Origin of the sequence: Pseudomonas cremoricolorata DSM 17059 = NBRC 16634, assembly GCF_000425745.1 — a bacterium.
Taxonomy (GTDB): Bacteria; Pseudomonadota; Gammaproteobacteria; order Pseudomonadales; family Pseudomonadaceae; genus Aquipseudomonas; species Aquipseudomonas cremoricolorata.
Map to the genome: position 1 here is coordinate 131,323 of NZ_AUEA01000013.1, position 15,050 is coordinate 146,372.

Below are 15,050 nucleotides of genomic sequence, written 5' to 3' on the forward strand. Positions count from 1 at the left end.
GAGGAACGGCCCATTAAACCGCTTTTCTCCAAAGGCCCCTCGCTGGGCATCCACCTGTTGGTTCTGGTCGTGCTCTCGGTCGCCTTGATGGTGGTCGATGCGCGCTTCGCCGTGCTCAAGCCGGTGCGCAGCCAGATGGGCCTGGTGTTGATGGAGTCGTACTGGATCACCGACCTGCCGCAGCGGCTCTGGCAAGGCGTGGCCGGGCAATTCGGCAGCCGTACCGAGCTGATCGCCGAGAACGAGAAACTCAAGACCGAGGCGCTGCTGTTGCAGGGCCGGCTGCAGAAGCTGGCCGCCCTTACCGAGCAGAACGTGCGCCTGCGCGAGCTGCTCAACTCCTCGGCGCTGGTCAACGAGAAGGTCGAAGTCGCCGAACTGATCGGCGTCGATCCCAATCCGTTCACCCATCGCATCCTCATCAACAAGGGCGAGCGTGACGGTGTGTTCCTCGGCCAGCCGGTGCTCGACGCCCGCGGTCTGATGGGCCAGGTGGTCGAGCTGATGCCCTACACCTCGCGTGTGCTGTTGCTGACCGACTCGACCCACAGTATTCCGGTGCAGATCAACCGCAACGGCCTGCGCGCCATCGCCAGCGGCACGGGCAACCCCGAGCGCCTGGAACTGCGCCACGTGGCCGACACCGCCGACGTCAAGGAAGGCGACCTGCTGGTCAGCTCGGGCATGGGCGAACGCTTCCCCGCAGGCTACCCGGTGGCAACGGTCAACCAGGTGATTCACGACAGCGGGCAACCATTCGCCATCGTCCGCGCCATCCCCACCGCCGCCCTCAACCGCAGCCGCTACATGCTGCTGGTGTTCACCGACAGCCGCACCCCCGAACAACGCGCCACCGAGGCCGCCATGGCCCAGGAAGAGGCCGACCGCAAGGGCACCAGCGCAGCGCCCGCAGCGCCTGCCAACTCGACGACCCCGGCAGCCCCAGCGAACGGCCAAGGCGCGCCCTCGGCACCCACCAACGCCGCGCCATCGTCGTCAGCCCCGGCGCAACCTTCGGCGACCCCGGCGCAACCGGCAGCGACGCCGGACCAACCGCGGAGGCAATGATGCCCAGTACCCGTAGCAACCATGGCTGGGTGATCTGGCTGACCTTCGCCCTCGGCCTGTTGCTCAGCGTGTCGCCCATGCCGCAGTTCATGGAGGTGTTCCGCCCCATGTGGCTGGCCATGCTAGTGGCGTTCTGGGCCTTGGCGGTACCCAACCGCGTGGGCATGACCACCGGTTTCGTGCTGGGGCTGGCCGAAGACGTGCTGTACGGCACCCTGCTCGGGCAGAACGCGCTGGTGTTGACGCTGATTACCTTCCTCGTGCTGACCCTGCAGCAGCGCATGCGCAATTTCCCTATGTGGCAGCAGAGTCTGGTGATTCTGGTGATCTTCGGCATCGCCCAGCTGGTGCAGTTGTGGCTCAGCGCGCTGACCGGCAATCGTCTGCCGACCCTGGCGCTGGTGTGGTCGGCGGTGGTCAGTGCGGTACTCTGGCCGTGGCTGAGCTTTGCCCTGCGCGATGTGCGTCGGCGTCTGCGCATCAACTAGTGATCGCCCTCCCTCGACAAGGACACGTCCCATGCCCCCGTTGTACCTGGCCTCAGGCTCGCCACGCCGCCGTGAACTGCTGACCCAGGTGGGCATCGCCTTCACCCCCCTCAGTGCCCCCATCGACGAAACCCCGCTGGCCAATGAAGCCGCAAGCGCCTATGTCGAGCGCCTGGCGCGAGCCAAGGCCGCCGCCGGGCGCGCCGCAGCACCGGCTGACGCCGTGGTGCTTGGCGCCGATACCGCCGTGGTGCTCGATGGGCAGATTCTTGGCAAGCCGCAAAGCGCCGAGCACGCCCAGGCCATGCTGCTCGCCTTGAGTGGGCGCAGCCACCAGGTGCTGACCGCGGTGGCTGTCAGCGACGCGACGCGCTGCCTCAGCCTTTGTGTGGCCAGTGAAGTGACCCTGCGCAGCATCAGCCTGACTGAGGCGCAACGCTACTGGAGCAGCGGCGAACCTGCCGACAAGGCCGGTGGCTATGCCATTCAGGGTCTGGGCGCAGTGTTCGTCAGTGGTCTGGTGGGCAGCTACTCGGCCGTGGTCGGCTTGCCGTTGCTGGAAACCGTCGAGCTGCTGGCGGGCTTTGGCATCGACTGCTGGAGCGGGGTGCCCGAGGCAGGTGAGGTGAAGTCGTACTAGCACGGTGCCAAATCGCCATCCATCATTACCCCATACCTTGACGAGAAGCTGCCATGAGCGAAGAGATTCTGATCAACATCACGCCGATGGAATCGCGCGTGGCAGTGGTCGAAAACGGGGTACTGCAAGAGGTTCATGTCGAGCGCACGCTACGCCGTGGCATTGTCGGCAACATCTACAAAGGCAAGGTGGTGCGGGTGCTGCCGGGCATGCAGGCAGCATTCGTCGATATCGGTCTGGAACGCGCGGCGTTCATCCACGCTTCGGAGATTTCCCAGCGCGAGGGTTCTGCGGTCGAGACCATCAGTGCCCTGGTGCATGAAGGCCAGGGCCTGGTCGTGCAGGTGACCAAGGACCCGATCGGCACCAAGGGCGCGCGGCTTACCACGCAGCTGTCGATTCCCTCGCGCTATCTGGTGTACATGCCGCGCAGCAGCCACGTTGGCATTTCCCTGAAGATCGAAGACGAAACCGAGCGTGATCGGCTCAAGCAGGTGGTCAGCGACTGCATGGCCAAGGAAGAAATGAAAGATGCCGGTGGCTTCATCCTGCGCACCGCGGCCGAAGGCGCCCGCGCCGAGGACATCCTGCAGGACATTCGCTACCTGCGCCGCCTGTGGGAGCAGATCGGCAGCCAGATGAAGACCTGCGGCGCCCCCACGGTGATCTATGAAGACCTCGGCCTGGCGCTGCGCACCTTGCGCGATTTGGTTCACGGAAAGATCGAGAAAATTCGCATCGACTCGCGGGAAACCTTCCAGAAAACCATGCAGTTCGTCAGCGAGCTGATGCCGGAAATCGCCAGCCGCCTTGAGCATTATCCCGGCGAGCGGCCGATCTTCGACCTGTATGGCGTCGAGGATGAAATCCAGCGCGCCCTGGAGCGCAAGGTGCCGCTCAAGTCTGGTGGCTACCTGGTGGTCGACCCGGCCGAGGCGATGACCACCATCGACGTCAACACCGGCGCCTTCGTCGGCCATCGCAACCTTGAGGAAACCATCTTCAAGACCAACCTCGAGGCCGCCACCTCCATCGCCCGGCAACTGCGCCTGCGCAACCTGGGCGGCATCATCATCATCGACTTCATCGACATGGAAGACGAAGAGCATCAGCGCCAGGTGCTGCGCACTCTGGAAAAGCAGCTCGAACGCGACCATGCCAAGACCAACATCATCGGCATCACTGAACTGGGCCTGGTGCAGATGACCCGCAAGCGCACCCGTGAAAGCCTTGAGCAGGTACTCTGCGAGCCCTGCAGCGCCTGTCAGGGCCGCGGGCGGATCAAGACCCCGGAAACCACCTGCTATGAAATCTTCCGGGAAATCCTGCGCGTCGCCCGTGCCTATCAGGCCGAGGGTTACCGGGTACTGGCCAATCAGAAGGTGGTCGATCGCCTGCTCGATGAAGAGTCGGGCAACGTCGCCGAGCTGGAAACCTTCATCGGTCGAACCATCCGCTTCCAGGTCGAGTCCATGTATTCGCAAGAGCAGTACGACGTGGTGCTGCTCTGAGCGGCGTTGACGCCGCAGGCCGGCACGCGCGAACGCTGCCGGAGACGATTATCGAGGCACCACTGGGAGGGCCATGGCCATGGGGCGTCTGAGTCGCGTTCCCGGTGCCTTGACCCGTTGCGGGCTGGGCATCTGTGCACTGCTGATCGTGCTGCTGGCGCTGTACGTCAGCGTGGGGCGGGTTCTCGTGCCGCTGGTGGCCGAATACCGCGCCGAGGTCGAGGCCAAGGTTGCCGAGGCGGTCGGTCAGCCAGTGCACATCGGCGCCCTGCAAGGGCGCTGGAGCCGGCTGGTGCCGGTGTTCAGCCTGCACGACCTGCAAATCGGCGAGGGCGCGAGCGCGCTGCGCCTGGATGAAGTCAAGGTGGTGCCTGACCTGCTCGGCAGCCTGAAAGCCTGGCAGCCACGCCTGGCGCGGGTGCAGCTCAGTGGCGTGCAATTGATCGCCCGGGAAAACCCAGAGGGCCAGTGGGCCATCGAAGGCCTGCCCAAACAGGACGATCAACCCTTCGATCCGGCGCGGGTCCTGCGCCAGTTGCGCCAGCTGGGGCAGGTCGATGTGTTCGACAGCCAGCTCACCGTGCACCCCTGGCAGCGCGATCCGCTGACCCTCACCTACGTCGATGTCGGCCTGCGCGCAGGCAGCACTCGGCAACGCCTGGAAGTGAAGGCCACCTTGCCCGATGGTCAGCCGCTGGCCGCTGTGTTGCACAGTCAGGCACGCGCCGAAGCCTGGCGCGAGGGTGCCGTGCAGGCCTACCTGAGTGTGCCGCAAAGCGACTGGGCGCAATGGCTGCCGCCGCGCCTGCTCGGCGAGTGGAAGGCGCAAGCCCTACAGGGCGGTGGCGAGTTCTGGCTCGACTGGCAGCAACGGCAACTGCAAAGCGCGGTGGCGCGTGTGCAGGCCCCGCATCTGCGCGGCGCCTATGCCAAGCGCAATGCCATCGATGTTGACCAGCTGGCACTTTCGGCCTGGCTGCAGCGCAAGCCCGAGGGGCTTGAACTGTTGGTCGACTCGCTCTCGGCCGAGCTGGGCAAGTCGCCGTGGCAGACGCGGCTCAAGGCGCAGCAAATCACTGGCGACACGCCTGAGCAGGAACGCTGGCAGGTGCAGGCCGAGCGCCTCGACCTGACCCCGCTGACCCCGCTGATCCAGGCCCTGGCGCCGCTGTCGCCGCAACTGATGACTGTGGTCGACTCGCTCAAGGTCAAAGGTGGCCTGCGCAACGTACGGCTCGACGTGCAGCCCAAGGCCGAGGGCGACCAGCGGGTGCAGTTCGCCGCCAACCTCGAGCGCATCGGTTTCGCCGCCTACCACGGCGCGCCGGCGGCGGATAACGTCAGTGGCAGCATCAGCGGTGACCTCGGCCACGGCGAGCTGCGCCTGGACACCGACGCCTTCATGCTGCACCTGTACCCGATCTTCGAAAAACCCTGGCACTACCAGAAGGCCAACGCGCGGCTGACCTGGACCCTCGACAAACAAGCCTTCACCCTGGTCGCGCCGTACCTGAAAGTGCGCGGCGAAGAGGGCAACATCGCTGGCGATTTCCTCATCCGCATCTTTCTCGAGAAGGGCCATGAAGATTACATGGACCTGCGCGTCGGTCTGACCGACGGCGATGGTCGCTACACTGCCAAGTACCTGCCTGAGGTGTTGAGCCCGGCGGTCGACGAATGGCTGCGCACCGCGATCGTCAAAGGCAGCGTCAATGAGGGCTACTTCCAGTACCAGGGCTCGCTGCACCACGACGCCCCGCCACACTCGCGCAGCATCAGCCTGTTCTTCGATGTGCGCGATGCGGCGCTGGATTTCCAGCCGGGCTGGCCACAGGTGCGTGAGGTCGATGGCAAGGTCTACATCGACGACGCCGGGGTGCGTATCGCCGCCGAGCGTGGGCTGTTGCTCGACACCAAGGTAAGCCAGGTCAAGGTCGACATTCCCCATGTCGAGGAAGGCCAGCACAGCCATCTGCTGCTGCAAGGGGCGGTCGACGGCAAGCTCGCCGATGGCCTGAAAATTCTCCAGCAGGCGCCGATCGGCACCGAACAGATCTTCGCTGGCTGGGAGGGCAGCGGGCCGCTCAAGGGCAAGCTCAAGCTGGACATTCCTCTGGCCAAGGGCGATCAGCCCAAGGTGCTGGTGGACTTCTCGACCCGCGACGCGACCCTGAAAATCGCCTCGCCTGAATTGCACTTGAGCCGCCTGGGCGGCGACTTCCGCTTCGATCTGGCCAAAGGCCTGAGCGCCGGTGACGTGACCTTCAATGCCTTTGGCCGGCCGGTCAGTGCGCAGATCAGTGCCGAGGGGCAGGGCGGGCAGATGCAGACGCGCATCGACGCTACTGGGCAGATGGCCCTGAGCACCCTGACCGATTGGCTGAAGTTCAAGCAGGCGCTGCCGGCCAGCGGCGAAATTCCCTATCGGCTGCAAGTGCACCTGGGCAGCCTCGATAACCGCCTGGTGGTCGACTCGACCCTCAAGGGCTTGCAGATCGATCTGCCAGTGCCTTTCGGCAAAGCCACCTCAACGGTGCGTGACAGCCGCTTCAGCATGAACCTCGACGGCGCCGAGCGGCGCATGGATGCGCGCTATGCCGACCTTGCGCAACTGGCCTACGTGGCACCGGCCGAGCAACTCGACCAAGGCCGCGGCGAGGTGCTGCTCGGCGGCGGCCAGGCGACGCCGCCGGCCACTCGTGGCCTGCGCGTGCGGGGGCGGCTCGACAGTCTCGATGTGCAGGCCTGGCAACAGCAAGCCAGCCGCTTCGCCGGTGATGACCCTGGCGGCAGTGCGCGGCAGGTGTTGCAGAGCGTCGATCTGAGTGTCGGACGGCTCAAGGTCTACGACATGACCCTCAACCAGGCCGTGGTGCGCCTGGCGCGCAGTGGCAGCGCCTGGGATTTGCGCCTGGACAGCCGTGAGGTGATCGGCGATGCCCGCCTGCCCGATGCCAAGGCCGCGTCGCTGGTGGTACGGCTGAGTACCTTGCGCCTGCCGCCGGCCCCGGCTGCCGATGCCGCCGAACAACCAGGCGACAACGGCCGTGACCCACTGGCCAGCTTCGATCCGCGGCGCACGCCGGCGCTGGATCTGAGCATCGACAAACTCTACCGGGGCGACGACTTCTACGGCCGGGTGGGTGTGCAACTGCGGCCCACCCCACGCGGTGTATCGGTCAACAGCCTGGACCTTGACATGAAGGGCCTGCAGGTGACCGGCAGCGGTGCCTGGGAAGGTGACTCCGGGCGCACCAGCAGCTGGTACAAGGGCCGTGTCGGTGGGCGCGATCTGTCAGAGGTGCTCAAGGCGTGGGGCTTCGCGCCATCGGTGACCAGCCGCGAATTTCATCTGGATATCGACGCACGCTGGCCGGGTTCACCGGCCTGGATCGGCCTCGATCGCCTGTCTGGCAGCCTGCAAGCCTCGTTGCGCACCGGGCGCTTCGTCGAAGTGGAGGGCGGCGCCCAGGCACTGCGGGTCTTCGGCCTGCTCAACTTCAACTCCCTTGGGCGGCGCCTGCGCCTGGACTTCTCCGACCTGTTCGCCAAGGGCCTGGCCTATGATCGGGTCAAGGGTCATCTGGTGGCCAGCCAGGGCGTGTACGTCACCCGAGAGCCGATCAGCATGACCGGTCCTTCGAGCAACATCGACATCGAGGGCACGCTGGACATGGTGCGCGAGCGGGTTGCGGCCAACGTGCAGGTCTCCTTGCCGGTGACCAACAACCTGCCACTGGCGGCGCTGATCGTCGGCGCCCCGGCCATTGGCGGCGCGTTGTTCATCGTCGATCAGCTGATCGGCGACCGGGTATCGCGCTTTGCCAGCGTGCATTACCGCGTCGAGGGTCCGTACAAAGAGCCTAAAATCACCTTTGTGAAGCCTTTTGATAAATCGCGCTAGGAGCCGGATGTGAATATCGCGGTAATCCAGATGGTCAGCCAGGACGACGTCCTGGCCAACCTGCACAGCGCCGGCTGCCTACTGCAACAGGCCGCCGAGGGCGGCGCGCGGTTGGCGGTGCTGCCGGAGAATTTCGCTGCCATGGACCGGCGCGACGCTGCCGCAATCGGTCGCAGCGAAGCGCTGGGCGAGGGGCCGATCGTGCCGTGGTTGAAACGCACTGCCCGCGCCCTCAGGTTATGGATCGTGGCCGGCACATTGCCGTTGCCGCCTGTCGATCAGCCCGAGGGCAAGGCCTGTGCCTGCTCGCTGCTGATCGATGACCAGGGCGAGATCGTCGCCCGCTACGACAAGTTGCATCTGTTCGATGTCGATGTGAGCGACAACCGCGGCCGTTACCGTGAATCGGACGATTACGCCCATGGTGGGCAGGTGGTGGTGGCCGAGACTCCGGTCGGTCGCCTGGGCCTGACGGTGTGCTACGACCTGCGCTTTCCCGAGCTGTACAGCGCCTTGCGCGCCGCCGGCGCCGAGCTGATCAGCGCGCCCTCGGCGTTCACTGCGGTGACCGGCGCGGCGCACTGGGAGGTGCTGATCCGGGCGCGAGCCATCGAAACCCAGTGTTACCTGCTGGCCGCTGCCCAGGGCGGAATACACCCCGGCCCGCGCGAGACCCACGGCCAGGCCGCCATCGTCGACCCCTGGGGACGCATCGTCGCCCAGCAGGCGCGCGGTGAAGCGGTGCTGCTGGGGCAGCGCGATGCCGATGAACAAGCGTCGATACGCACGCGAATGCCGGTGTTCGAACACCGGCGCTTTTTCTCGCAGGACGCCTTGCGGCCTGCGCACACCTTGGAGTGACTATGAGCCAGATGTTATCCACCGTCAGCGAGCAACTCCTGGCCCCCGGCGGTTTGACCCTGGACAGCCTGCAAAGCGTCCTGGGCGGCCTGGCCGGGCCCGGCATCGATGCCGCCGACCTGTACTTCCAAGGCCAGGTCTCGGAAACCTGGGCCCTGGAAGACGGCATCGTCAAGGAAGGCAGCTTCAACCTCGACCAGGGCGTCGGCGTGCGCGCCCAGTCCGGTGAAAAGACCGGCTTCGCCTACAGCAACGCGATCAACCTCGAAGCCCTGACCTCGGCGGCCACCGCCGCACGATCGATCTCCCGCGCCGGTCAGCAAGGCCGCGTGCAGGCGTTCCGCGGCCAGGACGTCACCGCGCTGTACACCGCCGACAACCCGCTGGATGTGCTGAGCCGGGCCGAGAAGGTCGAGCTGCTCAAGCGCGTCGACATCGCCACCCGTGCGCTCGACCCGCGTATCCAGCAGGTCAGCGTGAGCCTGGCCGGGGTGTGGGAACGCATTCTGGTCGCTGCCAGCGACGGCAGCCTGGCTGCCGACGTGCGCCCGCTGGTGCGCTTCAACGTCAGCGTCATCGTCGAGCACAACGGTCGCCGCGAGCGGGGCGGGCAGGGCGGTGGCGGGCGTACCGACTATCGCTACTTCACTGAAGAAAAAGTCATGGGCTATGCCCGCGAGGCGCTGCGTCAGGCGCTGGTCAACCTCGAAGCGGTCGCGGCGCCTGCCGGTACGTTGCCGGTGGTGCTGGGTTCGGGCTGGTCAGGGGTATTGCTGCACGAAGCGGTCGGCCACGGCCTGGAGGGGGACTTCAACCGCAAGGGCAGCTCGGCATTCAGCGGGCGCATCGGTCAGCAAGTGGCCTCCAAGCTGTGCACCATCGTCGACGACGGCACGCTTGAAGGTCGCCGTGGTTCGCTCAGCGTCGACGACGAAGGCACCCCCACCGAATGCACCACGCTGATCGAGAATGGCGTGCTCAAGGGCTACATGCAGGACAAGCTCAACGCGCGGCTGATGGGCATGGCGGTCACCGGCAACGGTCGCCGTGAATCCTATGCGCACTTGCCGATGCCACGCATGACCAACACCTACATGCGCGCTGGCGAAAGCGACCCGGAAGAAATCATTCGCTCGGTCAAGCGCGGCCTGTACTGCGCCAATCTCGGCGGCGGCCAGGTGGACATCACCAGCGGCAAGTTCGTCTTCTCCACCAGCGAGGCGTACCTGATCGAAGACGGCAAGATTACCGCCCCGGTCAAGGGTGCGACCCTGATCGGCAATGGCCCTGAGGCGATGCGTGGGGTATCGATGGTGGGTAACGACCTGGCCCTGGACAGTGGCGTCGGCACCTGCGGCAAGGATGGTCAGTCGGTGCCCGTGGGGGTTGGCCAGCCGACCTTGAAGCTCGATGCGATTACCGTCGGCGGGACCGGGGCGTGACTCACGCTTCAGGGGCGCGCAGCCTGCGCCCCCGGCTCCGGGGCTGTGACCGGCTCAGCGCAGGCCGCGCTGCAGCTCGTCGAGGTCACGGATGTACTTGAACACTTTGCGCGCCGCCGCCGGTGGCTTGTCGCGGGCTTTCTCATGCTGGGCATGGCGCACCAGTGAGCGCAGGTGCTGGCGATCGGTGTCGGGGTACTCGTTGACGAAGCGCTCGAGGTCCTCGTCGTTGCCGTCCACCAGCCGGTCGCGCCAGCGCTCGAGGTTGTGGAAGCGCTCGTTGTACTGGCGGCTGGAAGTGTCGACCTGTTCGAACACCGCGTTGATCGCGTCCAGGTCCTGGTCGCGCATCAGCTTGCCGACGAACGACATGTGCCGTTTGCGGGCAATGTGCGAGGTGTGCTTGCTGGCATCGGCCAGGGCCTTGCGCAAGGCGTCGGTCAACGGCAGCAGGGCCAGGGTATCGGCCTTGAGGGTGGTCAGGCGCTCGCCCAGTTCGACCAGCGCATGCAGCTCGCGCTTGATCTGAGTTTTGCTTTTTTCGCCGTCGAAGGCGTCGTCGTATGAATCAACCATGGTGGCAGTCCGCAGGAAATCGCCGCCATGATAACCAGTCGGGGGCCGCTTGTCCGGCCCGGTCTATGAATGGCCTTCGCCGAACGCAGAATTTGATTGGAGATAACCATGAGTGCAGTCCAGAGCGTAGGCCCGAAGGACCTGCCGGTGTTGCAGGAACAGGTCGAGGCGATCGTCGCCGAAGCACGCCGCCAGGGCGCCAGTGCCTGCGAAGTGGCGGTTTCCCTGGAGCAGGGGCTTTCCACTACGGTGCGTCAGCGTGAGGTGGAAACCGTCGAATTCAATCGCGACCAGGGCTTTGGCATCACCCTGTACCTGGGCCAGCGCAAGGGCTCGGCGAGCACCTCGGCCAGTGGCGCCGAGGCCATCCGCGAAACCGTCGCCGCAGCCCTGGCCATCGCCAAACACACCTCCGAAGACGAGTGCGCCGGCCTGGCCGACGCTGCGCTGATGGCCCGCGATGTGCCTGACCTGGACCTCTACCACGCCTGGGACATCAGCCCCGACCAGGCCATCGAGCAGGCCCTGGCCTGTGAAGCGGCCGCGTTCGACGCCGACCCGCGCATCGTCAATGCCGATGGCACCACCCTCAATACCCACCAGGGCGTGCGGGTGTACGGCAACAGTCACGGCTTCGTCGGCGGCTACGCGTCGACCCGGCACAGCCTGAGCTGCGTGATGATCGCCGAGGGCGAAGGGCAGATGCAGCGCGACTACTGGTACGACGTGCAGCGCCAGGCGCACCTGCTGGCCGATCCGCGCAGCATTGGCCAGCGCGCCGCACAACGCGCCGCCAGCCGCCTCGGCGCCCGCTCGGTGCCCACCTGCGAAGTGCCGGTGCTGTTCTCCGCGGAGCTGGCGGGGGGGCTGTTCGGCAGTTTCATGTCGGCGATTTCCGGCGGCAACCTGTACCGCAAATCGTCGTTCCTTGAAGGCAGCATCGGCCAGCGCCTGTTCCCCACCTGGCTGACCCTCGACGAACGCCCGCACATTCCGCGTGCGCTGGGCAGTGCCGGCTTCGACGGCGACGGTCTTGCGACCTACGCCAAGCCGTTCGTGGAAAACGGCGAGTTGGTCTCGTACATCCTCGGCACTTACTCGGGGCGCAAGCTGGGCCTGCCCAGCACGGCCAACTCCGGCGGCGTGCACAACCTCTACGTCACCCACGGCGTGGAAGACCAGGCAGCGCTGATCCGCCGCATGGGCCGCGGCCTGCTGGTCACCGAACTGATGGGCCACGGCCTGAACATGGTCACCGGCGACTACTCGCGCGGCGCGGCCGGCTACTGGGTCGAGAACGGCGAAATTCAGTTCGCCGTGCAGGAAGTGACCATCGCCGGCAACATGAAAGACATGTTCCAGCAGATCGTCGCCATCGGCAGCGATCTGGAGACCCGCAGCAATATCCATACGGGCTCGGTGTTGATCGAGCGGATGATGGTTGCGGGGAGTTGATGGCTCGGACTGACTGTATATAGACCGGATCATCCGGACCGCGTCCCTGCACCCCCTGCGAGTGCTCTAGCGCTCGCAGGGGTTTTTGCTTCCAAAGCCCCGAATTTCCTTCGTTAACCGCGGACCGATCTGCTCATGAATCGATCCGCTTCCCATTTAACCGAATCACCGGCTTGCGCCTCTTTTCGAAGCCACACAACTTATCAATTTCTTTTGGAAACTTCGCATAGGGCACGTTGTACTGGATGAAGTTTTCGAAGCTTTCGGGGTACGCATTGATCAGGAGCCATCCTAACCAGAGCGGAATAGTCACCGGGGCTTTGAGCAGTCCATAGGGTTTTGCCAAAGTGCGCCGCAGGCCGGCGTACCAGTGACGGTAGGGTTGCAGAGCTTCCTCTCGACGGCTGAGTCGTGGGGGGATGGGCGGGGGTTTAGGCAATACTTCGGGACCGTGTTCCATGAAGGCTTGGAGGTAGGAGAATAGGGACTTTGCTGAACGGTCGCCGTCGAATACACCAAGGTTTCCGCACGCGGCACAGATTTCGGTGGGCGGGTCCATGTTGTAGTCCACGCCGATCAGGTACAGCGGATGCCGAGTCGCATAGCCGCTCATCGAAACGATGGGAATAAACCCTGCTAGCACTTCGAGTTGATCCCAGTCCAGTACATGAAGGCGTGTTTGATGGGGATAGACGAAGTAGAGCTTGCGAGTTGCCCTGTGCAGGCGAATGTAGGCACCGCGGCAGCGATGGGCGCGGCTTATTAAGTATAGGCCAGTAATCACGGCCGGTAACATGGGAATGATCAGTCCCAGCTCAGCAATCATCATCCATGTCAGCTCCTCCGTTTCAGTTAAATAGATCATGATTGAAAATGTTGCCAGACCCAGTATGAACGACAATGCCAGCGCTCGTGCTGCTCCGGACTGATTGAAATTAGCATACGTTTCCAGCTCAACAGCTTGGCTATTTAACCTGCGCACACCGTCCGCTTGTGGTGCTTCACCTGTTTGCCTGTTTTTAGAAAGGCGTGTTCCGCCGAAGCGAATATTCTTTGGAAGGCGCTTGACCGCAGGCATTACTTCGGGCCTCGGACAGGTTCCAATTCTGCCAGATCGCTTGGTAGACTTAGCCATCCGCTTGCTTTGAATATCAGTGGTTTAGGTGAGTTAGGGTGGGTCAAAACCAGATCAGGCTGTCGTTCCGGGTCGGGGAAGTACACATATTCAAGGGTGACTTTGGCAAACTGATGCATTTGGATTGACCAGCCACATTCTTTGCCGGTAAATCCCAAGCGGGTCACAAGGCACTCCCGGTGGTAGTCGACAGGATTAGATCCTGAGTAGACTACGGGGCCGTCGATACGAGCTAGTGTTCTTTCATATAAGCTGAAAGTTAATCTGGTTTGAAAACGTTCCTCGGGCTGTCCTTGTATTCCCGGTAGCCAGCAGTGAATACGCAGTGTGCCTACCGGATACCCATACCTCTGCTCCCATTTGGCTTCGAGGCGCGGTCGATGGTATAAGCTATAAATAGCGTCTAGCTCTTCCTTGTTATTATAGCGGCTATAATCGATACCCCATGCACTGTGTTTCAGCCATATTTCCGCCGGTCCGTGTTTGTTCATATCGACGCCGATAGCAAATGCGACAACGACGGCCGTTGCTACCAGAGCCACGACCGCCCATCCCGCTGCAGTTAGTCCAAGAACAGTAACACCTGTGACTTCGGTCGACAGCGATATGGCGGCAGCTGTACCGCCGGCCCAAGTGGCAGTAGCGAGCACGCCGCTCGCAATGGCGGAACCGAGAAACATCAATCCCTGATCAGGATTGCTGTTAGTGAATGCTTTTGCTGCACCTGCCAGCTCTACTGCAGCCATCAAAGTCGCGCTACCGGTGCCGAATAAAGCGACACCGATTTTAGCCGCCATGAATTTAGCAGATGCAGCGACGGCAACTTTTCCGTGAATGCCAATGGTCGCCCCGATAATGCCTGCGCTGATTTCTAATCCTGCGCCGATCATTGCACTTAACGCCCCTAAGAGATTGGCGCCAGACACTAACTTATTCTTACTATTACTTGCTTCTCTTAGCGCATTCCTCATCCCCACAACCGCCAAATACCCCCCCAACCCCGCAAACAAATGCCCCGCCGGCTCCCGCATCCGTTTCACCGCATTCATGAACGGATTCCCCTGCAGTTCCATCGCCCGTGGTGGTGGCAGCGCCGGTCGATCCTTGGGCGGACTGTCGATCTCGTGGTAGCTGGTCTCGCCAATCTTGACCCATTCATAGACGGGGATTTGGATGGTCAAGTCGAACTGGGTGACCTTCGGCGTCGGCACTTTCCAGCCTTGGGCTTTGGCGGCCTCCAGGCTTTGGTGGCCCTGGAACTCATAGGCGGCGCGTTGCAGGTCTGCCAGGCTCATTTCGTACTGGACGAGGGTGACGTTGGCCCTGATCTCCATCACATGCCGCAGGCGTGGTATCAGCACGTCTGCACGTTTGGCCGCGGGTATCGCTTGCAGCAGACCGATCAGGGCATTGGTGGCCGGGGTGATGGCATGTTCTTCCATGAAGGCGTCCAACACCTGGAAGGTGCTCTTGGCCAGCACCCCGGCGCTGTCGCGCAAGCGATCGAGGAGCAGGTCACTGCCATTGGCCAGCGCCAGCCAATAGGGGCTGCTGTCCACGGGCATGTCGATCAGCTGGGCCAGCACGTGCGTGCCGCGCTGGGTGTGCACCAGGGCGCCGATACACTGGAAAACCGCCTGCTCATAGGCACGGGCCGTGGGGATGACGCGGGTATCGAAGCAGGACAGCGCCTTGCCCAGCAGCTTGACCGGATTCATCAGCACTACCCAGGCGATGACGTCGTTCACCGCCAGGGCGATGGTTTCGTCGAAGGCGTTGATGCGCTCGGCGTACTCGGCGGGAAATGCCATGGCGTCAGTGTATTTGACGAGCTTTTTCTGCCGGATCAGCGCATCGGCCCCCTCTTCGGAATACGCAGCCTGCTTGTGCATGGCCTCGAAGTAGTTGCTGATGAGCGTCGCGCTCTGCAATGCGTGGGCATTCTGGCCGGCATACTTCGTCTTGCGCTC

11 protein-coding genes are annotated in these 15,050 nt (G+C 63.7%); 8 read left to right on the plus strand and 3 right to left on the minus strand.

The genetic code is table 11. The features are described 5' to 3' along the window. Positions 1-48: 48 nt before the first annotated feature. The 7 genes from mreC (at position 49) to tldD (ending at position 9,914) form a co-directional block, all read left to right on the plus strand. On the plus strand, positions 49-1,068 hold the full coding sequence (gene mreC, locus H618_RS0115960) for a rod shape-determining protein MreC (protein ID WP_245586787.1): 1,020 nt from the start codon (positions 49-51) through the stop codon (positions 1,066-1,068). Further along, entirely contained in the window at positions 1,068-1,556 is a 489-nt protein-coding gene (gene mreD / locus H618_RS0115965; protein WP_028696026.1) for a rod shape-determining protein MreD, read from the plus strand. Before mreC ends, mreD begins: the two co-directional genes overlap by 1 nt. A 31-nt stretch (positions 1,557-1,587) precedes the next feature. Next, entirely contained in the window at positions 1,588-2,196 is a 609-nt protein-coding gene (locus H618_RS0115970; RefSeq protein WP_028696027.1) for a Maf family protein, read from the plus strand. 53 nt (positions 2,197-2,249) lie between these two features. Continuing rightward, positions 2,250-3,707, plus strand: coding sequence for a ribonuclease G (rng, locus tag H618_RS0115975; protein ID WP_028696028.1), 1,458 nt, complete (start codon positions 2,250-2,252; stop codon positions 3,705-3,707). Between the two features lie 73 nt (positions 3,708-3,780). Next, positions 3,781-7,611 (plus strand): YhdP family protein, encoded by a 3,831-nt coding sequence (locus H618_RS0115980; protein WP_028696029.1) that lies wholly within the window; start codon positions 3,781-3,783, stop codon positions 7,609-7,611. Positions 7,612-7,620: 9 nt separating this feature from the next. Then, complete coding sequence (locus H618_RS0115985) at positions 7,621-8,472, plus strand: carbon-nitrogen hydrolase family protein (protein WP_028696030.1); 852 nt, start codon at positions 7,621-7,623, stop codon at positions 8,470-8,472. A 2-nt stretch (positions 8,473-8,474) separates the two neighbouring features. Beyond that, positions 8,475-9,914 carry a metalloprotease TldD gene (gene tldD / locus H618_RS0115990; protein WP_028696031.1) on the plus strand — a complete coding sequence of 480 codons (1,440 nt, stop codon included), beginning with the start codon at positions 8,475-8,477 and terminating at the stop codon, positions 9,912-9,914. Between the two features lie 54 nt (positions 9,915-9,968). Here the strand turns inward: tldD and yjgA are convergent, their stop codons facing one another. Continuing rightward, on the minus strand, positions 9,969-10,490 hold the full coding sequence (yjgA, locus tag H618_RS0115995; RefSeq protein WP_028696032.1) for a ribosome biogenesis factor YjgA: 522 nt from the start codon (positions 10,488-10,490) through the stop codon (positions 9,969-9,971). Positions 10,491-10,598: 108 nt separating this feature from the next. On the opposite strand from yjgA, the gene pmbA reads away from it, so the two are divergent. After that, positions 10,599-11,945, plus strand: a complete 1,347-nt coding sequence (gene pmbA / locus H618_RS0116000) for a metalloprotease PmbA (protein ID WP_028696033.1) — start codon at positions 10,599-10,601, stop codon at positions 11,943-11,945. 133 nt (positions 11,946-12,078) lie between these two features. On the opposite strand, the gene H618_RS0116005 is transcribed toward pmbA, so the two are convergent. After that, the gene (locus H618_RS0116005) at positions 12,079-13,023 is read right to left on the minus strand and encodes a hypothetical protein (RefSeq protein ID WP_154660676.1); all 945 of its coding nucleotides are present in this window, start codon (positions 13,021-13,023) and stop codon (positions 12,079-12,081) included. Then, on the minus strand, positions 13,023-15,050 hold a 2,028-nt coding region (locus tag H618_RS22885), incomplete at its 5' end, for a TrbL/VirB6 family protein (protein WP_028696035.1). The genes H618_RS22885 and H618_RS0116005, both read right to left, overlap by 1 nt.